The sequence below is a fragment of the Paenibacillus sp. VMFN-D1 genome, from assembly GCF_003386155.1.
Lineage (GTDB): Bacteria > Bacillota > Bacilli > Paenibacillales > Paenibacillaceae > Paenibacillus_AQ > Paenibacillus_AQ favisporus.
Map to the genome: position 1 here is coordinate 2,780,711 of NZ_QRDU01000001.1, position 23,266 is coordinate 2,803,976.

A 23,266-nucleotide genomic window follows, 5' to 3' on the forward strand; every position below is an offset into this window, starting at 1 on the left:
ATATACCGCACCCAGTCACTTGACCTCATTATACATGATAAAAAAGTCAAAACACAAGTCACCCTGAAAGTAGGCATTAGAGTTCCCCAAATCCATGCTGTTTATTTGAAATATCCTTATGGACAAAAAGCCCGTTCGAAAGCAGCGTCCCTGCTTAGGCCTTAACCCAAAGGCATGCATCCTAAACACAAAAAAACAGCGCCCTGGTAAGGACGCTGTTTCTGTCAGCTTATAAGAGGATTCAATTATTCCGTAAGCGAATGAACCAACCGTTCGATAAACTCCGCTTCCTTCTCATTCGGTCCGATGAGCGGAAGCCGTACGCCTCCGACGGAATGACCCAACAAATTGAGCGCATACTTGACAGCAGCCGGATTCGGCAGCGGAGTCGGGGACTCAAACAGGCCCTTGAATACAGGAAACAGCTTCTGGTGAAGCCGTGCGGCCTGCGCCTGCTCACCTTCCAGATAGGCCGTAATCATGTCCTTCATGGAAGCGCCGATGATATGTCCGGCCACGCTCACGATACCGTATGCTCCTACGGCCATGGCTGGCAGACCCGCTCCATCGTCACCGGAATAAACCCGGAAATGCGCCGGCGCGCCGGCCGCGATCTGGGTTACCTGCTCGAGCGAAGCGCATTCCTTGGTAGCGACCACGTTCGGAATCTCAGCCAGTCTAAGCGTCGTCTCGGTGCTCAAGCCTACGACGGTCCGTCCAGGGACGTTATACAGCATAACCGGCAGCTTCGTGCTGCGGGCAATGGCTTCGAAATGACGGTACAACCCCTCCTGGTTCGGCTTGTTGTAATAAGGCACAACGAGCAAAACGCCATCGACCCCGAGCTTTTCGGCTTCCTGGGTCAGATGGATTGAATGCGCGGTGCTGTTGCTGCCGGTACCGGCAATAATTTTGCAGCGCCCTTTGGCATGGTCCACCGCAAATTCGAACAGCTTGAGCTTTTCTTCTTCCGTCAGCGTCGGGGACTCACCGGTCGTTCCGCAGACAACCAGTGATTCGGACCGCTGGTCCTCAATTAAGTAATCGATCAGCTTGGCGGTTTCTGTCCAGTTCACATTCCCCTGCTCATCAAAGGGAGTCACCATGGCCGTAATCAACCTACCGAAATCCATCTTGTACAACCTCCTAATAGGACGTAAAAGTGCGTTTTCCAGATTTATGACTACCGATGCAGCTCGAATTTGGCGTGCAGCGCCCGAAGAGACTGTACCATGTCCTCTTTTTTCACCAGCACCCATATGGTCGTATTCGAATCTGCCGACTGCAGAATTTGGATATTTTGTTCACTGAGGGATTCGACGATTTTGGCCATGATACCCGGCACTCCGTTGATCCCGCCCCCGATGACGGAAACCTTGGCGCAGCCAGAAAGGCTCTTAGGCCGGAATCCCAAATCCTGAAGCACCCGGATCGCTTTCTCCGAATCATGGTCAAAAACGGTATAGACCGCCCCTGTCGGGGTAACATTAATAAAATCGACGCTGATGGAATTTTCAGCCATAGCTTTAAACACTCTGAGCTGAAGATTATCTCCTTCGTTTTCGCATTCCACCGTGATTTGAGTGACGTTGCTCACGTAGGCGATTCCCGTCACATACCGGTCCATGAAGCCCAGCTGAACGTCCCTGAAGCCTTCCGGCTGGGTAACCAGCGTTCCTTCATCTTCCGAAAAGGTGGACCGCACCCGCACCGGCACATGCGCCTGCATCGCGATTTCAACGGCTCTCGGGTGGATAACCTTGGCTCCGTATTGGGCCATGTTGCAAATTTCAGCGTAGCTTACGACGGAGAGCGGTTTGGCGTCTTCGACGATCCGGGGATCCGCTGTCAGAATCCCGTTGACGTCCGTGTAGATGTCAACCATTTCGGCACGCAGCGCCGCACCCAGCGCCGTCGCCGAAGTATCGCTTCCGCCCCGCCCCAAAGTGGTGAAGTCCCCGGTTTCGGTCTGACCCTGAAAACCGGTGACGACGACGACCTGATGCGTTTCGAGCTCCTTCACAATCCGCTCCGGACGCACGTCCTTAATCCGCGCGTTGCCGTATTGATCATCGGTGACAAATCCGGCCTGAGCCCCGGTCAGCACCGTGGAGGTGATGCCTTCATCCCCCAGCAGGCTGCACAGCGTGGCAGCCGATATGATTTCACCGCAGCACAGCAGTAAATCCCGCTCCCGCGACGGAAGAGCGTTCCCGTTCTGGGAGACCCAGTCCAGGAGCGTGTCGGTCGCATACGGCTCCCCCTTGCGTCCCATGGCGGAAACAACGACAACAAGCTGATAACCGTTGTCCAGCTCGCGTCTGATGTGCTTGATGACGAGTTCCCTTGCTTGCGGAGTCGACAAAGATGTACCGCCGAATTTCTGTACTAAGATGCTCATTTCAATTCCCCCATGCTAGATAAGAACGGCAGAACGTTTAGCTGCGTCGATTTCCTGTGACGTGTACAGCCATGACGGCTGTACCCTTCCTCAGAACCAAAGCATGAACACATCGCTTTGGCCAGCAGTTCGTAATCGCAGCCTAGTTTCCTGTTCCCGCCCGAATCGGCATCCTAACAAGATCCGGTGCCGCATCCAACCGGGATAAGCAAAACAGGCTGCGATCACTTCGATCGAGTCGTCCTACATTTACTATTTGGTCTCTACGACCATTTGGATCATTCAACTTATGTCCTGTACACTGATATTTATCCGATTACGGCGGCCCGGAATAAACGATGCAAACAGCCCCGTGTCTTACGGCATGGGGCGCAAAATTACCGCCCGCAGCATCTGCTAGGGGCTGGACAATGCAGTTTCGGGTGCCGGAACTCGAAACGAATGCAGCCGATCTGGATTACGCGGAAAACATGCGTTGAATCAGCATAGGCTGCAGTTGTCTTCCTTCAAGAGCCGCATCGCACGCTTCGGGGATCAGCTCCATGTTCGCAACCAGCGAATTGGGCTTCTGCACCGGATTATCCTGACCGAACGGAACAAAATAAATGTTCTTGGTCACAAGCAGCTTGGCGATATTCGCTGCGTTTAATCCCAATCCGTCATTGGTGGAAATCGCCAGCACCAGCGGACGCAAATTCCGCATTTGTGCCTTGGCGGCCATCAAGACAGGACTGTCCGTAATGGCATTGGCCAGCTTGCTTGTCGTATTGCCCGTGCAAGGCGCAATGACCAGCACGTCGAGCAGTTTGGACGGTCCCAGAGGCTCCGCATCCACAATTGAGGTGATGATCTCGCTCCCTGTGATGTTCTTCAGCTGTTCAAGCCAGCTCGCGGATGTGCCGAAGCGGGTGTCCGTTACCTGCACCGAATTGGAGACAATCGGCACCACTTTGGCACCGGCGTCCATAAATCGTTGAATCTGCGGCATAATTTCAGCAAGCGTACAATGTGAACCCGTAATCGCATAACCTACCGTTTTTCCCTGCAAGTTCATTCCCCATCCCCCCGAATCTTGATCTCGTCCGAAATCAACTGTACCAAAGCATTGGCAATAATCATTCCAGCTGTTTTGGGAGCTACGATTCCAGGTAATCCGGGAGCCAGCAAGGCCTTAATTCCCCGCTTCTCCGCATACCGGAAATCACAACCTCCGGGAGCCGAAGCAAGGTCAATAATGACGGCGCTTTGGGGCATTCTTGACAGGATTTGCGCTGTGACTATCATAGTCGGAATCGTGTTAAAAATCAAGTCGACACTTCGCACGTGATCCTCCAAATCCCTTGTCAGGAAAGGCTCCCAGCCCATGACCTCCGCTCTGGCAAAATCCTTTTCCGACCTGACGCCGGCCCTCACCTTCGCCCCGAGTCCCTGCAGGCTTTTCGCCATCGTAAACCCGGTTCTCCCCAATCCCAGCACAATACAATCCGAACCGTGGATCGTAAATGGTGTATTCTGGATTGCCATCACCAGTGCGCCTTCCGCCGTTGGGATCGAATTAAAAATGGCAACGTCATCCCGGTCCAGCAGTTCCAACAGGCGTACCTCGTGGCTTGCGCATAGGCTGCGCAGATAGGGTTTGGCCATTCCCGTATAAACGGTACAATGCGACGGAAGAGCGGCCAAATGCTCATCCAGCAGCTTTAAGGACTCTCCAGAATATGGCGTCTGGATCGCTCCTGTATCATCACACCCGACAACAGGCAGCACGAGAACGTCTGCCGCAGAAAGCAGTTCAGAAGAGAGGCGTTCCCACGAGACTCCCAGGACCCTTTCATTCAGCTTGTCGAATCCGACCACGCTGACGGTGGCATCCATCTCCGAACATTTACGGATCACCTCGATCTGCCGTGCATCCCCGCCTAGGAACACAATATGAACTCCAGTCAGCACAAGGATGTCACTCCTTTCAAAAACACTGTTATGAATCCATCATATGCCGCTGCCTAAGGAGGGGTGAAAGACGCCCGTCAAATAATAACCGTCTGTAGGCGCACTGTTCAGGAAGCCGGACCACATGGAGCAGCAATTTCCCTTGCGATATAGGAAGAAGGGGCTATGAAGCTTATATTTCCTTCTATGTAAAAAAGCCTGGAGAACGAACCCTTTCGGGAACGAACTCCAGGCTGTATTGAACTATAAATTATTTGCCGGTGTGTCCGAATCCGCCCTCACCGCGAACGGTTTCGGACAGCACGTCCACCTGCTCAAACGTCACCTGCGGCACTTCCATGAACACCATTTGGGCGATGCGCTCGTTTCGGGTTATCGCAAAAGGCTCCTGGCCGAGGTTGATCAGCAGCACCTTGATTTCCCCGCGGTAGTCGGCGTCGATCGTTCCCGGGGTATTAAGGCAGGTGATACCGTGCTTCAGCGCCAGCCCGCTTCTCGGGCGGATTTGTGCTTCGAGCCCGTCGGGCATGGCGATGGCAAACCCGGTCGGGATGAGCCTGCGCTCCCCCGGTTGAAGGACGACTTCTTCTTCAACGGCGGCGTACAGGTCATAGCCGGAGGCGGAGCCGGACATTTTCTCCGGCAGCCGCACATCCTCGTGACCCGGCAATTTATAAATTTGTACGTAGTGTGACAAAATCGTCCCTCCTTAACCCTGCAATGGCGCGGTCCGTCGATCCGACCATCGCCAGCGCGAACGGCTGGCTGAACATCCGGTCCAGCACGGCGTTCACATCGTTCATCGTCACGTTTTCGATCTTTTCGATCATGTCATCGAGCGAAAAATGCTTACCCAGCATCAGCTCGTTTTTGCCGAGCCGGTTCATGCGGCTTCCAGTCCCCTCAAGGCTCAGGATCAGGCTGCCCTTCAGCTGCTCCTTCCCTTTGCGGAGTTCGTCCTCGGTCATCCCATGAACGGCCACATCTGCCAGTACCTCTTTGGTCAAGCCCATGACCTCATTGGTTTGCTTCGGCGCGGTTCCGGCATAGATCGTGAACAAACCGCTGTCTTCGTTGGAGCTGTGGTACGAGTAGACCGAATAAGCGAGCCCCCGCTTTTCCCGGATTTCCTGGAACAACCGCGAACTCATCCCGCCGCCGATGCTGTTATTGAGCAGAATCATGGCGTACTGAAGCGGGTCGTGGATCGAGCACCCCGGGAAGGACAGGCAGATATGATTCTGCTCCGTCTTCTTTTTATGATACAAGATCCCGCTCTGGAATGAAGGCACGGTCAATTCGCTCACCCGCCCGCTGGTTTGGAAACCGCCGAAATGGCGTTCCAGCAGCTCCACAATGTTATCGTCAATGTTACCTGCCACGCTGATGACGGTGTTCTCGATCGTATAGTGCTCATCCATGTAGGCCCGAAGGTCAGAAGATCCCATGCTTTCCAGCTGTTCCTTCGTTCCCAGAATCGGATAGGCGAGCGGATGATCCCCATAGACCGCCTTAGCCATCAGGTCGTGCACCATGTCGTCCGGCGTATCTTCGTACATCGAAATCTCTTCCAGAATGACGTTCTTCTCCTTGGCCAGCTCCTGGCTGTCCAGCTTGGAACGGAAGAACATATCGGCGAGCACGTCTACGGCGATCGGCAGATGCTCATCCAGCACCTTGGCATAAAAACAGGTATATTCCTTAGAAGTAAAGGCATTCACATTGCCGCCAATGGCATCGAATTCCTCGGCAATCGCTTTGGCGTCAAACCGTTCAGTCCCTTTAAACAGCATGTGCTCGATAAAATGGGAAATACCGTTGTTGGCCAAGGTTTCGTGGCGGGAGCCCGTCTTTACCCAAATGCCAAAGGACACCGACCGCATCGTCGGAATTTTCTCCATAACTACTCTAAGGCCGTTGCTTAAGTTTATTTTTTTCACGCGAGAGGCCCTCCTAAAATTAATCCAATGAACCTCCAGGCTGCCCCTGTCCAGTTCTAACTAGTAATCCGTTTCATGCAAATGATGGCCGAGCCGTAACTTTCCTGACTACAGCCAGCGCAATCCCTATCCTATCAAAAAAAACCGTCTCACTCAACCTTGGGCGCCGTCACCCTCTCGGGGGACAGCGTCTGGCTGACCGTACCCAGTACAAGGCCTTTCGCCTTGATCACCCGGATCATGCCCTTCAGCGCCTGGGAGGAAGAGGAGGTCGGATGCATCAGAATCAAGGTGCCCGGCTCCACCTTGGCCGAGATCTTGTTGACGATGGAATCAGGTGAAGGCTTCCGCCAATCCACCGTGTCCAGCGTCCACAGCACCGTCTTCAGGCCGAGGCTGGCGGCGATTTGGACGGTCTGCTGATTAAAGTCTCCGGAAGGAGGCGCAAACCACTTGTTCGTCACACCCAGCGTATCCTTCAACAGCTGCTGGGTTTTGCTGATTTCTAGTGTTGCCCGTTCGCGGCTCAGCTGGCTCATGTTGGGATGCGTATACGCGTGGTTCTCCAGCTCATGCCCCCGCTTCTGAATCTCCTTGGCCATCTCCGGGTTTTTCTTCAACCAGCTCCCGTCAAAAAAGAAGGTTGCCTTTACGTTCTCCGCATCCAGCGTATCGAGCATCGGAACGATGTACTCGTCCCCCCATGCGACGTTAATCATCAGGGAAACCATCGGCTTTTTCGGGTTCCCTTTATAAATCGGTTCTGCCGCCAAATCACCGAGGTTCACCTTGGGGGGAATTTGACGGTACACATATGTAATCGGAGCCGTGGCTCCCTGGGCCTTAGCCCGCTTATAGGTCTCGTCTATGTCGATCTCCAGGCCGTTGTACCCCGGAATGGCCTTCCAGACGCGGTCCACGACCGCATCTACCGGCGGAATCCGTGTGGCCTCGGCCTTCTCCTGAATCTGCTTGTACAGCGGATCCAGCTGCTTCTCGTCCGTCTGGGGCTCAAACGCGGTTTGAGCAGTCAGGTGGTGCCGTACATCCTGAAAATAGTCCCCGACCGCACCGGTCTGCGCGAGCCCGACGATGGTGGCAAAACAGGCAAGCACGATGGCTGTCCGTCTCCCGTTCATTTTTCCGCTCATCTCCCTTAACATACTTTGTCCCATCATATGAAGGGACGAGCGGGATTATGAATGAGAGGCCGCAGGAAGCCATGGCTCTGGAGTTTATACATTCTGATCTCATAAGAAAAGTGTCTATCGATGTACCTTCAGAGAAGACAGACCGCATTCAAAGGTAATTTTTCTTGCAATATCAGGAAGCCATGGCTCTGGAGTTTATCTCTGATCTCATAAGAAAAGTGTCTATCGATGTACCTTCATAGAAGACAGACCGCCTTCAAAGGTGATTTTTCTTGCAATATCAGGAAGCAATGGCTCTGGAGTTTATACATTCTGATATTATAAAAAAAGAGCCAGAAGTGAGTACTTTCTGTCTCTTAGACTGCATATGGTAGCAAGCGTGGCTTCTTGACGAAGCCGCTCCGCTTGATTTAAGCCTTGGATTCTGCAACCAATACCGCTTTGCGCGACAGGTTGATACGTCCCTGCTGGTCGATCTCGGTCACTTTGACGGTAATCGTATCCCCGACATTCACGACGTCCTCAACTTTGCCGACACGCTCGGTCGAGAGCTGGGAAATGTGCACAAGTCCCTCTTTATTCGGAAGCACTTCGACGAAAGCGCCGAATTTCTCGACCCGTTTGACGGTGCCGACATAAATTTCGCCGACTTCGACTTCACGGACGATGCCTTCAATAATAGAGCGGGCTTTCTGGTTCATTTCCTCATTGGACGATGCGATGAAGACGCGTCCGTCCTGCTCGATGTCGATCTTCACGCCGGTTTCCTCGATGATCTTGTTGATGATCTTGCCGCCTGCGCCGATCACGTCGCGGATCTTGTCCGGATTGATGTTCATGACGATGATCTTCGGAGCATAAGGAGACAACGTCTCTCTTGGCTTCTGGATCGCTTCCATCATTTTGCTCAGGATAAACATCCGGCCTTCTTTGGCCTGCTTCAGAGCGTCGTTCAAAATCTGGCGGTCAATGCCGGCAATTTTGATGTCCATCTGAATGGCGGTTACCCCTTCAGCCGTACCGGCCACTTTGAAGTCCATATCGCCCAGATGATCTTCCATCCCTTGAATATCCGTCAGAATGGATACATGCTCTCCGTCTTTAATCAGACCCATGGCTACACCGGCAACCGGCGCCTTGATCGGTACCCCAGCATCCATCATGGCCAGCGTGCTTGCGCAAATACTTGCCTGGGATGTGGAACCGTTCGACTCCAGCACTTCGGAAACGAGACGAATCGTGTACGGGAACTCGGTCTCCGATGGAATGACCTTCGACAGAGCGCGTTCACCCAGCGCGCCGTGGCCGATTTCGCGGCGTCCCGGTGCACGAAGCGGACGGGCTTCGCCTACGCTGAACGGAGGGAAGTTATAATGGTGCATAAAGCGTTTGGTTTCCTGCAAATCGATGCCGTCCAGAATTTGCACGTCACCGAGCGCACCCAACGTACATACGCTGAGAGCCTGGGTTTGACCACGAGTGAACAAGCCTGTACCATGCGTGCGCGGCAGAATGCCCGTATCGCATTCGATCGGACGGATCTCGTCCAGACCCCGGCCGTCAGGACGGACTTTATCGTGGGTGATCAGGCGTCTTACTTCTTCTTTGACAATATCATGCAGCACTTCTTTGACATCTTTCAAGAGCTCAGGCGTCTCTATGTATTTTTGTTCAAAGAAAGTTACCGTTTCTTCGTTGATCGCATCGATCGCATCCTGGCGGGCATGCTTCTCGGCAATGCGTACCGCTTCTACGAGGCGCTGTGCAGCGAATTCGCGTACTTCGGCATTAACCTGAGCGTCAACCGCATGAAGCTTCACTTCCATTTTCGGTTTGCCGGCTTTTTGCGTCAGTTCGTCAATGACGGACACGATCTTTTTGATCTCCTCGTGACCGAACATAATCGCTTCCAGCATCGTTTCCTCAGGAACCTCGTTCGCCTCGGCTTCAACCATCATGATGGCGTCTCTAGTGCCTGCAACGACCAGGTAAATGTCACTTTTCTCCTGCTGCGCGATGTCCGGATTAATAATAAATTGTCCGTCTACGCGTCCTACGATGACACCGCCGATCGGTCCGTCAAACGGCACGTCCGAAATGCTCAGCGCTGCGGAAGTACCGATCATGGCCGCAATATCCGGCGAGCAGTCCTGATCCACGCTCATGACAAGGTTCAGCACCTGCACATCGTTACGGAAGCCTTCCGGGAACAGCGGACGAATCGGACGGTCAGTCAGACGGCTGGCCAGAATGGCCTTCTCGCTCGGTCTGCCTTCCCGTTTGATAAAGCCCCCCGGGATTTTACCTACGGCATACAATCTTTCTTCATAGTTTACAGTCAGCGGAAAAAAGTCCAGATCCTTCGGTTCGCTGGAGGCGGTCACTGTACAAAGTACGGCCGTTTCCCCGTAGCGGACCATCACGGCGGCGTTAGCCTGCTTCGCGAGGCGTCCGGTCTCCATGACCAGGGTTCTGCCGCCCAACTGCATTTCAACACGACTTTCCATGAAATCCCTCCTTTATTACTCAATCAGTATTCCCCAGATGGGGATAATTCATATAGTCCTGCATAAAAAGCAACCCGGTTGCCCCGCTGTCACTCCTAGAAGGACAAACGGTGAACAACCAGGCTGCTTTCCGTAGAACAATATGGATTATTAACGACGCAATCCAAGTTTTTCAATCAGAGCGCTATAGCGTTTAACATCCTTGTTTTTCAAGTATGCCAACAGCTTACGGCGTTGACCGACCATTTTCAAAAGACCGCGACGGGAATGATGATCCTTCTTGTGCGTACGCAGGTGGTCTGTCAAATTAACGATGTTCTCCGTAAGGATAGCAATTTGCACTTCAGGAGATCCTGTATCGGACTCATGAGTTTTGTGCTCTTCGATCAGTTGTTGTTTGCGTTCTTGAGTCAATGCCATCCTGTTCACCTCCTTAACATAAATAATCGCCGTTAGCCTAGAAACCGTCGGTGAGATCGTGTATCCAAGCTAAGGTTTCCTTCAGCCCATGGGCATCCAGCAACGTTTATCAGTATAGCATACTTCACCGGCAAAAGTAAATGTTCGCCAGCGCGTAAGCTTTAGCGGCCCGACTTCAAAAGTTCTCTGGCGCGATCCGCGTCCGCCTGGATCTGGGCGATGAGTTCCGGTACGGAAGGGAACTTCCGCTCATTCCGGATAAAATGGACCAGCTCCACCGTGACATGCTCGCCATAAATCTCCCGGTCAAAGTCAAACAAGTGAACCTCAAAGCTTGGCACCGTTTCGTTCTCATGAAACGTCGGTTTGACCCCCACATTCATGACGCCGGGAAAAATCCTTCCGTTCAAAAAGGCTCGTACCGCGTAGACACCCTTAACCGGAATGACGAACTTATCGTCCAGTTTCAGGTTGGCCGTCGGAAAACCGATGGTGCGGCCGCGTTTTTCTCCGCCGACAACGGTTCCGCGCAGCCGGTAGCTGCGGCCGAGCAGACGGCCGGCCCGCTCCAGGTCACCCCTTTGCAGCGCTTTGCGAATCTCCGTACTGCTGACCTTGCCGCCTTCCAGCTCGAACGGCGGGATGACTTCGACGTCCAGCCGGCCGTTCCCCAGCAGGCGGAGCATCTCAGCATTGCCTTCCCCCTTGTGGCCAAAGCGGAAATCGAAACCGACCACGGCGGCCTCGATGCCCAAGGGAAACAGCATACCTTCCACAAATTCCTGCGGACTTACATGGGAAAAGGAATCGTTAAACTCAACGACGTATACGATATCGACCCCCAGGCCGGCCAGCAGCTCCTGCTTCTCCTGCAGGGGCGTCAGGCTGCCCTCGTAGTCCCCTTTCTTCATCACGTCCTTCGGATGCGGATGGAATGTCATGACGGCCGAAGGGATGTGCTTGCCCTTTGCCAGATTCACCGCAGAAGAGATGACGCTGGCATGACCAAGGTGCACTCCGTCGAACTGTCCGATGGCTGCGACCTGCGGCTGGGTATGCTCCCGGATGACCTCCGCAGGCAGCGGGTACGATAAATATACGGTCTTCACTGTTCTTTCACCTGCAATTCCATAGATAATCATTATGACTCAGGCAGAAATACTTTGACCGGAGCGATGGCCCCCGTCTCTGCCTGTTTTTCGAAAATGCCTAGAAACGTTCCCTTTGGATCATACAGTCGTATGCATCCGGGCAGCATGACCTCCGGCGTTACCGCTCTGCCCGAGAGCCTCTGACCCTGCAAGGCGGCAGCCGCCTTGTCCTCGGCCACGGTATGTGCCGGAAGATGCCGGACCGCTTCGTCGACCGGAATCAAATGCTCGTCCAGCTCCCCCGTCGCCGTCAGGCGCTCGATATCTTCGAGCGTGAGGCACTTCGAAGCGGGAATTCCTGCCGACATCGTGCGCTCCAGCTTCACCATCGTTGACGGCAGATGCAGAGCCCGCCCGATATCTACGCATAACGTCCGAATGTACGTCCCCTTGGAGCACAGAACCCGAAAGGAAATGTCCAGATAAGGCCCTTGCCAGGCCGAACCGGTCATTTCAATTTCGTGAATCGTCACCTCGCGGCTTTTGCGCTCAACCGTCTTGCCCTCCCGGGCTAGCTCGTAGAGCCGTTTGCCTCCGACCTTGACCGCAGAGTACATTGGGGGCACCTGGGAAATCGTCCCTTCAAAAGAGTGGAGCACCTTCTCCACATCTTCCGGCGTGACATGGACCTCGTCCACAGATTCCGTGACCGTACCGGTCAAATCCTCGGTGTCAGTGGCAATGCCCAGCCGCAGGGTAGCTGCATATTCCTTCGGTAGCTCCTGCATATACTCCACCACCCGGGTCGCCCGGCCAAGGCAGAGCGGCAGAACACCGGTAACTTCGGGATCCAAGGTTCCGGTGTGCCCAATCCGCTTCATTTTCAATATACGGCGCGCCTTGGCAACGACATCGTGGGAAGTCATCCCCGCCGGCTTATCGATGGCCAATACACCTTCTAAGCTGCTCATAAAAATTGTCTCACCCGTTCTATAACCTGAGGAATAATCGAATCCAGTGTTCCTTCGATCCGGCACCCCGCTGCGCGGACATGCCCGCCGCCACCAAACGTCTGCGCCAGGGCGGCCACGTCAACTTTGCCTGCAGAACGCAGGCTTACTTTGACTGCTTGGTCATTGATCACTTTGAATAAAATGCCGACCTCGACGCCCTGAATATTCCGCGGATAGTTCACGATTCCTTCCAGGTCATCGTTGGCCGCGCCGGCTTCCACCATATGCTCGGGAGTGACGTATACCCAGCTGATTTTGCCGTCCGGCGTCATCTCGAGTGTGTTCAACGCTTTGACCAGCACCTTCATCTGGGGCAGGGTCATTGCCTCAAGCAGGGTCTCCGACAGCTCCGGCCCGTTGACCCCATAGCCGAGCAGCTCGGAAGCCGCCGCCATTACTCTAGGGGACGTATTGGAATAACGGAAACCGCCGGTGTCCGTCAGCAGCCCGGTGTAGATCGCGGTCGCAATCTCCTTCGTCCATTGAAATCCGAAAGCATGGATCAGATCATACAAAATTTCGGCCGTCGCCGCAGCGTCCGGCTTGATCAGCGTCGCGCTCCCGTAACCGTTGTTGGTCGGGTGGTGATCGATGTTCAAGATCAAGGCATCCGGAGCGAAGCATTGCTGCGTCAATCCCACTCTCCCAAAATCGGCGCAATCCACACAAATGACATGCTTGAATGAACGTTCCGGTGGATGAAGCTCCATATTCACGATCTGCTCTGACAGGCATAAAAATTTCATCCGTTCAGGAATCGGCCCTTCATTGATCAGAGTAAATTTTTTGCCCAGACATGAGAGAAGCCAGCCCACGGCAACTGTGGAACTGACTGCATCTCCGTCCGGCTGAATATGAGACACTACAAGATAATCATCATGCGTCAGCAAAAACTCCTTTGCCTGCTCAAGCGATTGTTCATAGGTCTGCATTGGCCGTCTCCTTTAAATCTTTTATTTAGTTATCTTCGTTTTTTCCGATTTCACCGAGGAGCTTCTCGATGTGACTGCCATACGCGATGGATTCGTCAAACTTAAAAATCAGCTCCGGGGTATGGCGCAGCCGGACTCGCTTGCCGAGCTCCGAGCGGAGAAAGCCGTTCGCCTTCTCCAGAGCCTTCAGCGTGTTGTTCTTCTGCTCGTTATCCCCCAGAACGCTTAAATAAACTTTCGCCTGCGACAAATCGTTCGTCACATCCACACCGGTTACGGTAACGAAACCGATGCGCGGGTCCTTCAGTTCGCTTTGGATAAGTTGGCTCAGCTCTTTCTTGATCTGTTCTCCAACCCGTCCAGCCCGAATTTTAGCCATGCCTGTTCACCTCTCTACTTGCGCTCCACCGTTTCCATGATGAACGCTTCAATAACGTCGCCTTCCTTGACGTCATTATAGCTTTCCAAAGTAATGCCACATTCATAACCCTGTGCCACTTCTTTAGCGTCGTCCTTGAAACGTTTGAGCGTATCGATCTTACCTTCATGGATGACGATGCCGTCGCGGATCAGGCGGACTTCGGCGTTACGCGCGATCTTGCCTGATGTAACCATACATCCGGCAATCGTACCCACTTTGCTGATTTTGAAGAGGTTGCGCACTTCCGCGTGGCCGATAACCACTTCTTTATATTCCGGATCCAGCATGCCCTTCATGGCCTGCTCGATTTCTTCAATGACGTTGTAAATGACGCGATGCAGGCGGATATCCACTTTCTCCTGCTCGGCGGTTGCGCCAGCCTGCGGATCTGGACGGACGTTAAAGCCGATGACGATCGCATTGGACGCCGCTGCCAGAATGATATCGGACTCGGTAATTGCCCCTGCGCCGCTGTGGATGATTTTGACGCGAACGCCTTCCACTTCAATCTTCGAGAGCGAGCCTTTCAGCGCTTCGACCGAACCCTGCACGTCGCCTTTGATGATGACGTTCAGGTCCTTGATCTCGCCGTCCTTGATGTGCTTGAACAGATCGTCCAGCGTGACGCGGACGTTGCTGCCAAGATCGGACTGACGCTGGGTGATGGCGCGTTTCTCGGCAATCGAACGGGCCTTGCGCTCGTCTTCAAATACCATGAACGGATCGCCGGCAAGCGGAACTTCGGTCAGACCAGTGATTTCCACCGGCGTAGACGGTCCGGCTTCCTTCAAACGGCGTCCCTTGTCGTTGACCATCGCCCGGACGCGGCCAAAGCAGTTGCCTGCCACAAACGCATCCCCGACTTTCAGCGTACCGTGCTGTACCAGCACACGGGCTACCGGTCCGCGGCCTTTATCCAGCTCGGCCTCGATCACCGCACCGCGGGCGCGTTTGTCCGGATTCGCTTTGTATTCGTTCACTTCGGCGACCAGAAGGATCATCTCAAGCAGATCCTCAAGCCCCATTCTTTGCTTCGCGGATACGTTGACGAAAATCGTGTCTCCGCCCCACTCTTCCGGAACGAGACCGTATTCGGTCAGCTCCTGCTTCACTTTATCCGGATTAGCATCCGGTTTGTCGATTTTGTTCACCGCCACGATGATCGGCAGCTCGGCCGCCTTCGCGTGGTTGATCGCTTCCACCGTCTGCGGCATGACGCCGTCATCGGCAGCGACCACAATGATCGTAATATCGGTAATTTGCGCACCGCGCGCACGCATGGCTGTAAACGCTTCGTGGCCCGGCGTATCCAGGAACGTGATCTTCTTGTTGTTGATTTCCACCTGATAAGCACCGATGTGCTGGGTGATGCCTCCGGCTTCGCCGCCGGTTACGTTCGTGGAACGGATGGCATCCAGCAGCGTCGTTTTACCATGGTCGACGTGACCCATAATAGTGACAACCGGCGGACGCGACTTCAGATCAGCCGGATCGTCGTTCTCTTCGACGGTCTCGAAGCGATCGTCCTCGACCACGATCTTCACTTCGACTTCGACGCCGAATTCGCCGGCAAGCAGCAAAATCGTATCGATGTCGAGTTCCTGGTTGATCGTTGCCATGACGCCCATCTGGATCAGCTTCTTAATGACTTCGGAAGCATCCTTATGAAGCAGTTTGGCCGTTTCGCCAACGGTCATGTTGCCGCGGACGATAATCTTCTTCGGCGTGTTGTCGATCTTCTCGCGCGGCGGCTGCTGAGACTGTTGTCTGCCGCGGTTGTTCTTACCGCCGCGATTGTTCCGGTTAAATCCTCCGCCCTGACGGTTGTCGTCAAAGCGTTTCGAACCGTTGCTATTGCCGCGGTTCTGACCGCGATTGCCGCCGCCGCGGTTATCGTTGCTTCTGGAGAAGCTGTTGTCGCCGCCGGCGTTTCCTTGCGGACCGCGGTTTCCGGTGGATTGCTGCTGCGGGCGTCCTGCGCCCGAGCGCTGGCCGCCACCCTGTTGCGATCCTTGAGGACGATTGCTGCCTTGACCGGATCCTTGGGGGCGATTGCCGCCCTGGCCGGATCCTTGCGGACGGCCTCCTTGGGAACCTTGATTCCGGTTATTCGATCCGGCACCCGCGCCTTGCGGACGGTTGCCCGATCCATTCGATTGACCTTGCGGTCTGCTTTGCTGAGATCCTGAGTGACTTCTGCGGGAATCTTGCCCGCCCTGCGGTCTTTGCGACCCTGTTTGTGTGGTGTTATTCAATTTATTATTCATACCTACCTGCTTTTCCTGTTGTTTTTGTGATGGGTCCGATCCGGCTGCCCGGCCGCCCTGGTTACGCTGAGTGCCTGACTCGTTTCTGACCGCGGAAGTGCTCGCCACGGTCTGGCGGTCTCCGCCTTCCCGCTTGGCGGCCGCATTCGACTTAATATCCTTGAAAAATTGTTCCACCTTCGAGACCGCATCATTCTCCATAACGCTCATATGATTGTTAACGGGAATATCAAGCCTTTTCAAAATGGTTATGATTTCCTTACTGCTCATATTAAGTGATTTTGCATATTCGTACACGCGCAGTTTATCTTTACTGTCCTGTTTACTCAATATACTCCACCTCCGAATTATCTCCAAGACTTTTGGAGATCATTTCTGCGAATCCTTGATCCGTAATGGCGAGCACAACCCTTTCGGGCTTTCCAATGCTTGTGCCCAGGCTTTCCCGGTCAAATCCGATCACCAGAGGAATGTTGTATGTTCCGCATTTGTCGCGGAACTTTTTTTGTGTATTGGCTGAGGCGTCAGCCGCCAGCATGACCAGTTTCGCTTCGGAAGACCGGATCGCTTTCAGGACGATTTCGTCGCCGGTGACCACTTTCCCCGCCCGCATGGCAAGACCCAGGCGGGATAAAGTTTTACTCATCAACCGAACGTTCCTTTACGGCCAAAAATTCGTCTTCCACGAGCACAAAGTCATCTGCGAGCTGTTCGTAAATTTCCGGTTTGACATGATGCTTCAGAGCCCGATCCAGTGATTTGTTCTTCTGTGCCAGTTTAAAGCAAGATACTTTGCCGCAGAGGTAAGCCCCCCGGCCCGACTTCTTGCCAGTCAGGTCGATCAGCACTTCATCTTCCGGCGTTTTGACAATACGGATCAGTTCCTTCTTGGGCATCATTTCCTGGCATGCCACGCATTTGCGCAGCGGGACTTTTCTTTGTTTCATGCCGCGACCCCCGTCCTGTTTGGAATTAATCGACGGAGACGGAATCTTGATGCATTTCACCCGAGGATGTTTTCGGTCTGCCGAATTCCTGTTCCGCCTGGCTCTCACTCTTAATATCGATCTTCCATCCTGTCAGCTTGGCTGCAAGGCGGGCGTTTTGCCCTTTGATCCCGATGGCGAGAGACAATTGATAATCCGGCACGATGACACGTGCCATCTTCTCGTCTTCAAATACAATCACTTCCAGAACCTTGGAAGGGCTGAGGGCATTGGCCACATACTCTTCCACCTGTTCGGAATAACGGACGATGTCGATTTTTTCACCGCGCAGCTCATTGACAATGGTCTGCACACGCAAGCCCTTCGGCCCGACGCAGGAGCCGACAGGATCCACTTCCGGGTTGCGGGAATACACCGCGATCTTCGAGCGGAATCCGGCTTCACGGGCGACGGAGCGAATTTCCACGACACCGTCAAAAATTTCCGGAACCTCCAGCTCGAACAATCGCTTCAAGAGCCCCGGATGCGTCCGGGACAGCATAATTTGCGGCCCCTTGGTCGTATTCTCCACCTTCGTGATGTAAGCTTTGATCCGGTCGCCGTGCTTGAACTTTTCGTTCGGCATCAGCTCGTTGAGCGGCAGCACCGCTTCCACCTTGCCCAGATCCACGTAAAAGTTACGCGGATCCTGGCGCTGGACCGTACCGGTCACGATATCCTCTTCTTTGTCGACAAAGGCGTTATAAATCAGGCCGCGCTCCGCCTCGCGGATCCGCTGCGTAACGACCTGTTTGGCCGTCTGGGCGGCAATCCGGCCGAAATCCCGGGGAGTGACCTCGATTTCCGCAATATCGTCAATTTGGAAATGCGGATTGATCTCGCGGGCGGCAGGCAGGGAAATTTCGGTGCGGGGATCCAGCACCTCTTCCACGATCAGCTTGCGGGCAAACACTTTGATAACCCCGGTATTCCGGTTCATGTCGACGCGAACGTTCTGCGCCGTGTTAAAATTCCGTTTGTAGCTGGAGATCAGCGCCGCCTCAATGGCTTCGAACAAAATGTCCTTGCTGATTCCTTTCTCTCTTTCCAACTCATTCATCGCTTCAATAAAATCCATACTCATTGGAAATCAATTCCCCCTTTCAAAGTGCAGCCTTGTATTTAAAAAATAATCGCCAGTCTGGCGCTGGCAACTTTTGCATACGGGATGCTGTATTCCTTCTTGCCCGCAGAAATGACAAGAACGTCGTCCTCGAACGAAAGAAGCCGGCCTTCAAATTCCTTCTGGCCTTCTACCTGCTCGTAAACCGTTACAAAAACATCCTTGCCGACGGCTTTGGCTACGTCTTCCTTCTTCTTGAGCGGACGTTCGGCGCCAGGGGAGGAGACTTCCAGAAAGTAAGCTTCGGGAATCGGATCGTTCTCGTCCAGCTTCCCGCTCAGATACTCGCTGATCATCCCGCAGTCATCAATGTCGATGCCGCCTTCCTTGTCAACAAAGACGCGAAGAAAGTAGTTGCTGCCTTCCTTCACGTATTCGACGTCGACAAGCTCGAAGTTATGCTCATCCAAATAGGGCTGTACCATTTGTTCCACAATTCCTTTGATCTTCGGTGTGCTCAAAGATTATAACCTCCAAGGCTTCAAATATCCTATATACCAAAGAGTAAAGAGTGGGTCGCCCCACTCTTTAAACAACGGTTTTATCTACATGATTACCAAAAAAATTATAACATAGTCTGGCAGTACTGACAAGTATGATGCCTTGACTAAACCTTGTGCAGCAAGGGGTTAGGGCGTTGCACGCAAAAGACGGAATTAAAATAACGAAAGCTGGTTGCTCTCAGGAAGCCCCCTGAAGCAGCCCATTCCCGTGAGCAGCTCGATGATCGTCTTGCTCGCTTTGGATTTCTGCTGGAAATCCTCAATGGAGAGAAACTCCCCGTATTCGCGGGCGGCGGCGATGTTCTTGGCCGCGTTATCCCCGATACCGGCCAGCGCCGAGAACGGTGGAATCAACGATTCTCCGTCCACCGTAAACCGGGTCGCATCGGAACGGTACAGATCGATCGGCTTGAACGTAAAGCCGCGTGCAGTCATTTCCAGCGCCATCTCGAGGATCGAGAGCATGCTTTTTTCCTTGGTTGTCGCCTGGAAGCCCTTCTGCTCGATCTCTTCGATTTGCCGGTAGATGGCCTCATAGCCCTGGCAGCACAGCTCGATATCGAAGTCTTCTGCCCGGACCGAGAAGTAAGTGGCATAATATTCGATCGGATGGTACAGCTTGAAGTAAGCCGTGCGCACCGCAGAGATAACATATGCAGCGGCGTGCGCTTTCGGGAACATGTACTGGATTTTGAGACAGGAATCGATATACCACTGCGGCACCTTGCACCGCTTCATCTCCTCGATCCACTCTGGCGTCAAGCCCTTGCCCTTACGCACACTTTCCGTAATTTTAAACGCCAGGCTCGCATCCATGCCGGCTTTATAAATCAGGAACAGCATGATGTCGTCACGGCAGCCGATCACCGTTTTGATGTTGCAGGTGCCGTTCTTGATCAGCTCCTGCGCATTGCCAAGCCATACACCCGTTCCGTGGGACAGGCCCGAAATCTGCAGCAAGTCGGCAAAGGAGGATGGCTTCGACTCAATCAGCATCTGGCGGACGAACTTCGTCCCCATCTCCGGCACGCCGTAGGTGGCCACCGGTGTCCGGATTTGTTCGGGCGTTACCCCGAGCGCCTCCGTTGAGTTGAACATGCTCATGACCTTCGGATCGTTCATCGGAATCGTCGTCGGATCGACCCCTGTCAAATCCTGCAGCATCCGCATCATGGTCGGATCATCGTGCCCCAGAATATCGAGCTTGAGCAGGTTCGCGTCGAAGGCGTGATAATCGAAGTGGGTCGTCTTCCATTCCGCGCTCGTATCGTCAGCCGGGTATTGAACCGGCGTGATGTCTTCCACTTCCATGTAGTCAGGGACGACGACGATACCGCCCGGGTGCTGGCCCGTGCTCCGCTTGACGCCGGTGCATCCGGCGGCGAGCCGGTTCAGCTCCGCTCCGCGCCACTTTTTATGATATTCCTCTTCGTATTTCTTTGTATAACCGAATGCCGTTTTTTCCGCCACGGTACCTATCGTTCCTGCACGGAACACACATTTTTCGCCAAAAATCTCTTTTGTATAGTTGTGTGCCGTCGGCTGATATTCCCCGGAAAAGTTCAAGTCGATATCGGGAACCTTGTCGCCCTTAAAGCCAAGGAACGTTTCGAACGGGATATCCTGTCCTTCGCCCTTCAGCATTTGGCCGCAGTTCGGGCATTGCTTGTCCGGAAGGTCAAATCCGCTCGGCACGCTGCCGTCCAGGAACCATTCGCTGTGCTTGCATTCCGGATTTTTGCAAATATAATGCGCGGGCAGCGGGTTAACCTCGGAAATGCCGAGGAAGGTCGCGACGACAGACGATCCGACGGAACCCCGTGAACCGACAAGGTAGCCGTCCTGGTTCGACTTTTTCACCAGCCGCTCGGAAATGAGATAGTTGGCGGAGAAGCCGTATTTGATAATCGGCTCCAGCTCCTTCTCCAGCCGTGCGACGACAACTTCCGGCAGGTCTTCGCCATAAATCGACCGCGCCGTGGCATAGCAAGTGTTGCGGATTTCCTCATCCGCCCCCTCGATAATCGGCGTAAACAGCTTATCCGGGAACAGCTCGTATTCCTCAAAGCGGTCGGCAAGATCGTTGGTATTCTTTACAACCACTTCCATCGCTTTCTCCGGACCAAGGAACTCGAATTCCTCCAGCATCTCTTCTGTTGTCCGGAAATGGGCATCCGGCTTGCGGATATCCTTCAGCGGGCTGAAGCCTGTGATGCCGTGAATCGTAATGTCCCGGAACAGCTTGTCCCGCGGCTCCAGATAGTGCACATTGCCGGTGGCAATCACGGGCTTGTTCAGCTTTTCCCCGATCTCGCACACGGTTTTGATGGCGTTCTTCAGCTCAATCGTGCTTCCGACGAGCCCTTTTTCTACAAGGTGCATGTACATCGTCAGCGGCTGAATTTCCAAAATATCATAGAACTCCGCCACCTCGGTCGCCTCCTCCACCGTCTTGTTCAGCACGGTTTCGAAGAACTCGCCCTTCTCGCAGCCGGAGATGACCAGCAGCCCTTCGCGCATCTCCTCCAGCTTCGATTTCGGGATGCATGGCACCCGCTTGAAATACTCGGTGTGCGACATCGATACCAGCTTGTACAAGTTTTTCTTGCCGACCGGGTTCAGCGCGTAGATTCCGCAGTGGAACGGACGAGAATTGGACAGATCCTTGCCGACGTAATCGTTCAGGCGTTCCAGGCGGGTCAGCCCTTTGATCTTCTCGGCATCAGCCAGCAGTCCGTCCAGTATGCCGGCCAGGGCAATCGTATCGTCAATCGCCCGGTGGTGGCTTTCCAGCGCCACTTTATACTTATCCGCCAACGTGTTGAGGCGGTGGTTTTTCATCGTCGGGTGAAGCAATCTGGCCAGCTCCAGCGTATCCAGCGCCGGGTTGTCCAGTTCCGGCATACCGAGCCCCTTCAGGGCAGCCTGTATGAAGCCCACGTCGAACCGTGCGTTGTGTGCCACAAGTACGCCGTCACCGACAAACTTGACGAAGTCCTGGATGACGGGCTCAAGCTCCGGCGCATCCTTGACCATCTCGTCGTTAATGTTCGTCAGCTGCTGGATGTGATACGGTATTTTTTCATGCGGGTTAACAAACGTAGCGTAGCGGTCGACTTCCTTGCCTTCATGCATTTTGACGGCCGCAAGCTCGATGATTTTGTTGTTCGTGATCGACAGGCCGGTGGTCTCGATATCGAATACGATGTAAGTCGCAGTCTTCAAATCCATCGGCTTCGGCTGCATGACGACCGGAACGGAATCGTTCACCACGTTGGCCTCGACGCCATAAATCATCTTGATGCCGTTTTTCTTCGCGGCTTTCGCCGCTTCGGGATAACACTGCACGCCACCGTGATCGGACACGGCAATCGCTTTGTGGCCCCACTTGGCAGCTGTCTTGATGTACTGGTCGATTGGCGTCACGGCGTCCATCGTGCTCATCGTTGTATGCAAATGGAATTCCACCCGCTTCTCCGGAGCATTATCCTTGCGGGTAGGTGGCGCCTGGACTTCGATCAAATCCGAAGGGATCATGACCAGCTCGGGAATCGTCATAAAGCGGTCCATCTCGACGCGTCCGCGGGCTTTCACCCATTTGCCGTTGGCGAGCAGGCTCAGAACTTTGACGTCTTCCTTCGTCTTGGCAAACATTTTCATCTGCAGGGAATCCGTAAAGTCCGTCAGGTTAAACATGAACAGCGTGCTGCCGTTGCGCAGCTCTTTGCGGTCCAGGCCAAAAATCGTGCCCTGAACCGTAATTTTCTTCTCTTCGTCCTGGATTTCCTGAATCGGAACCGGCTGCTCCTTAATATCGTAACCGACCTGAAGAAAGACTTCCTCATCGTCACCCTCGGCTGCGCGTGATTCCGCCTCCATGCTGGAAATCATCTTCTGGATAACCTCACGCTCTTCCTCGAGCTTCTTCTGCTCGAACTCCTCGTACATTTCCCGCTGGATTTCGCCAACTTGAATTTTGACGCGGAGAGGAACCTCGAAGTAATGCGCGAAGAAACGGGTGAGCGCCTGGTCGATCTGCTTCTTTCTCGCCAGCTCCAGCGACGTATTATCGGACATCGTGACCATCAAGGTCTCCCCGTCCAGCTCATGCTTAGCCCGGGCCATCCAGCCGTTGACGGAAGGGATTTCGCGGTGAACCCACTCCAGGAAAAGGTTCCAGTATGCGCCGACGATGTCTTTGCGGTCTACTTCTTCCGCATATCTAAACACAAACGACAGCTTTGCAATATGCTGCATTTTCTCCTGAAGCCTCAGACAGAACGTCCGGTACACCTCACCGGGGACCAAGGTTTCCTTCCAGATGGTGATTCTCCATTCCTGATTGCTCCGGCTGATCTCCACCTGTTCGATATGACCATCCAGAAAATAGGGATCCACGATCGCGGGCGGTATTTCCCCCTGCTTCATCAGCAGCTCGAACCGTTTTCTCTTTTCCCCCACGTTTTCCATGCTCTCCTCCCCCTTTAAAGCGCTAATCCATAAACATGAAGAGCCTCTGTTCACAAAAATGTCTCGATCTGGTGCACCGACTCATTTCTGG

19 protein-coding genes are annotated in these 23,266 nt (G+C 53.8%); all 19 read right to left on the reverse strand.

From position 1 onward, the window contains the following. Positions 1-245: 245 nt before the first annotated feature. The 19 genes from dapA to C7820_RS12820 all read right to left on the reverse strand — a co-directional run bounded on the left by dapA (position 246) and on the right by C7820_RS12820 (position 23,175). Positions 246-1,133: a 4-hydroxy-tetrahydrodipicolinate synthase gene (dapA, locus tag C7820_RS12730; protein ID WP_116231221.1), complete on the reverse strand. Its 888-nt coding sequence runs from the start codon at positions 1,131-1,133 to the stop codon at positions 246-248. 50 nt (positions 1,134-1,183) lie between these two features. After that, complete coding sequence (dapG, locus tag C7820_RS12735; protein WP_116231222.1) at positions 1,184-2,401, reverse strand: aspartate kinase; 1,218 nt, start codon at positions 2,399-2,401, stop codon at positions 1,184-1,186. Between the two features lie 457 nt (positions 2,402-2,858). After that, positions 2,859-3,455: a dipicolinate synthase subunit B gene (locus C7820_RS12740; protein ID WP_116231223.1), complete on the reverse strand. Its 597-nt coding sequence runs from the start codon at positions 3,453-3,455 to the stop codon at positions 2,859-2,861. Continuing rightward, on the reverse strand, positions 3,452-4,351 hold the full coding sequence (dpsA, locus tag C7820_RS12745; RefSeq protein ID WP_076168027.1) for a dipicolinate synthase subunit DpsA: 900 nt from the start codon (positions 4,349-4,351) through the stop codon (positions 3,452-3,454). The genes C7820_RS12740 and dpsA overlap by 4 nt, the downstream gene beginning before the upstream one ends. Before the next feature lie 250 nt (positions 4,352-4,601). Next, positions 4,602-5,048, reverse strand: coding sequence for a dUTP diphosphatase (dut, locus tag C7820_RS12750; RefSeq protein WP_116231224.1), 447 nt, complete (start codon positions 5,046-5,048; stop codon positions 4,602-4,604). Next, positions 5,023-6,252 carry a M16 family metallopeptidase gene (locus tag C7820_RS12755; protein WP_397334162.1) on the reverse strand — a complete coding sequence of 410 codons (1,230 nt, stop codon included), beginning with the start codon at positions 6,250-6,252 and terminating at the stop codon, positions 5,023-5,025. Before C7820_RS12755 ends, dut begins: the two co-directional genes overlap by 26 nt. Before the next feature lie 188 nt (positions 6,253-6,440). Beyond that, positions 6,441-7,430, reverse strand: a complete 990-nt coding sequence (locus tag C7820_RS12760) for a polysaccharide deacetylase family protein (RefSeq protein ID WP_116231226.1) — start codon at positions 7,428-7,430, stop codon at positions 6,441-6,443. A 422-nt stretch (positions 7,431-7,852) separates the two neighbouring features. Continuing rightward, a complete protein-coding gene (gene pnp / locus C7820_RS12765; protein ID WP_116231227.1) occupies positions 7,853-9,949 on the reverse strand; it encodes a polyribonucleotide nucleotidyltransferase in 2,097 nt (698 codons plus the stop codon). A 150-nt stretch (positions 9,950-10,099) separates the two neighbouring features. Continuing rightward, positions 10,100-10,369 (reverse strand): 30S ribosomal protein S15, encoded by a 270-nt coding sequence (gene rpsO, locus C7820_RS12770; protein WP_076168040.1) that lies wholly within the window; start codon positions 10,367-10,369, stop codon positions 10,100-10,102. Between the two features lie 161 nt (positions 10,370-10,530). After that, entirely contained in the window at positions 10,531-11,478 is a 948-nt protein-coding gene (locus C7820_RS12775; RefSeq protein WP_116231228.1) for a bifunctional riboflavin kinase/FAD synthetase, read from the reverse strand. Between the two features lie 32 nt (positions 11,479-11,510). Further along, on the reverse strand, positions 11,511-12,431 hold the full coding sequence (gene truB / locus C7820_RS12780) for a tRNA pseudouridine(55) synthase TruB (RefSeq protein ID WP_116231229.1): 921 nt from the start codon (positions 12,429-12,431) through the stop codon (positions 11,511-11,513). Further along, positions 12,428-13,405, reverse strand: a complete 978-nt coding sequence (locus C7820_RS12785) for a DHH family phosphoesterase (RefSeq protein WP_116231230.1) — start codon at positions 13,403-13,405, stop codon at positions 12,428-12,430. Before C7820_RS12785 ends, truB begins: the two co-directional genes overlap by 4 nt. Positions 13,406-13,430: 25 nt before the next feature. Then, entirely contained in the window at positions 13,431-13,784 is a 354-nt protein-coding gene (gene rbfA / locus C7820_RS12790) for a 30S ribosome-binding factor RbfA (protein WP_076168050.1), read from the reverse strand. A 14-nt stretch (positions 13,785-13,798) separates the two neighbouring features. Beyond that, complete coding sequence (gene infB, locus C7820_RS12795) at positions 13,799-16,423, reverse strand: translation initiation factor IF-2 (RefSeq protein ID WP_116231231.1); 2,625 nt, start codon at positions 16,421-16,423, stop codon at positions 13,799-13,801. Beyond that, a complete protein-coding gene (locus C7820_RS12800) occupies positions 16,416-16,739 on the reverse strand; it encodes a YlxQ family RNA-binding protein (protein WP_076168054.1) in 324 nt (107 codons plus the stop codon). Before C7820_RS12800 ends, infB begins: the two co-directional genes overlap by 8 nt. Further along, positions 16,732-17,040, reverse strand: coding sequence for an RNase P modulator RnpM (gene rnpM / locus C7820_RS12805; protein ID WP_076168056.1), 309 nt, complete (start codon positions 17,038-17,040; stop codon positions 16,732-16,734). Before rnpM ends, C7820_RS12800 begins: the two co-directional genes overlap by 8 nt. A gap of 25 nt (positions 17,041-17,065) precedes the next feature. Then, positions 17,066-18,163 carry a transcription termination factor NusA gene (gene nusA, locus C7820_RS12810; protein WP_076168058.1) on the reverse strand — a complete coding sequence of 366 codons (1,098 nt, stop codon included), beginning with the start codon at positions 18,161-18,163 and terminating at the stop codon, positions 17,066-17,068. 38 nt (positions 18,164-18,201) lie between these two features. Next, the gene (gene rimP / locus C7820_RS12815; protein ID WP_116231232.1) at positions 18,202-18,663 is read right to left on the reverse strand and encodes a ribosome maturation factor RimP; all 462 of its coding nucleotides are present in this window, start codon (positions 18,661-18,663) and stop codon (positions 18,202-18,204) included. Between the two features lie 195 nt (positions 18,664-18,858). Next, positions 18,859-23,175, reverse strand: coding sequence for a PolC-type DNA polymerase III (locus C7820_RS12820; RefSeq protein ID WP_116231233.1), 4,317 nt, complete (start codon positions 23,173-23,175; stop codon positions 18,859-18,861). Positions 23,176-23,266 lie beyond the last annotated feature (91 nt).

Excerpts from the sequence above, each read along its gene's own strand:
- C7820_RS12785 (WP_116231230.1), bottom strand. The coding sequence starts at position 13,405 with ATGCAGACCTATGAACAATCGCTTGAGCAGGCAAAGGAGTTTTTGCTG.
- rnpM (WP_076168056.1), bottom strand. The coding sequence starts at position 17,040 with ATGAAACAAAGAAAAGTCCCGCTGCGCAAATGCGTGGCATGCCAGGAA.
- dapG (WP_116231222.1), bottom strand. The coding sequence starts at position 2,401 with ATGAGCATCTTAGTACAGAAATTCGGCGGTACATCTTTGTCGACTCCG.
- pnp (WP_116231227.1), bottom strand. The coding sequence starts at position 9,949 with ATGGAAAGTCGTGTTGAAATGCAGTTGGGCGGCAGAACCCTGGTCATG.
- rpsO (WP_076168040.1), bottom strand. The coding sequence starts at position 10,369 with ATGGCATTGACTCAAGAACGCAAACAACAACTGATCGAAGAGCACAAA.
- C7820_RS12800 (WP_076168054.1), bottom strand. The coding sequence starts at position 16,739 with ATGAGTAAAACTTTATCCCGCCTGGGTCTTGCCATGCGGGCGGGGAAA.
- truB (WP_116231229.1), bottom strand. The coding sequence starts at position 12,431 with ATGAGCAGCTTAGAAGGTGTATTGGCCATCGATAAGCCGGCGGGGATG.
- nusA (WP_076168058.1), bottom strand. The coding sequence starts at position 18,163 with ATGAGTATGGATTTTATTGAAGCGATGAATGAGTTGGAAAGAGAGAAA.
- C7820_RS12755 (WP_397334162.1), bottom strand. The coding sequence starts at position 6,252 with ATGGAGAAAATTCCGACGATGCGGTCGGTGTCCTTTGGCATTTGGGTA.
- C7820_RS12820 (WP_116231233.1), bottom strand. The coding sequence starts at position 23,175 with ATGGAAAACGTGGGGGAAAAGAGAAAACGGTTCGAGCTGCTGATGAAG.
- dapA (WP_116231221.1), bottom strand. The coding sequence starts at position 1,133 with ATGGATTTCGGTAGGTTGATTACGGCCATGGTGACTCCCTTTGATGAG.
- rbfA (WP_076168050.1), bottom strand. The coding sequence starts at position 13,784 with ATGGCTAAAATTCGGGCTGGACGGGTTGGAGAACAGATCAAGAAAGAG.
- C7820_RS12760 (WP_116231226.1), bottom strand. The coding sequence starts at position 7,430 with ATGAACGGGAGACGGACAGCCATCGTGCTTGCCTGTTTTGCCACCATC.
- C7820_RS12740 (WP_116231223.1), bottom strand. The coding sequence starts at position 3,455 with ATGAACTTGCAGGGAAAAACGGTAGGTTATGCGATTACGGGTTCACAT.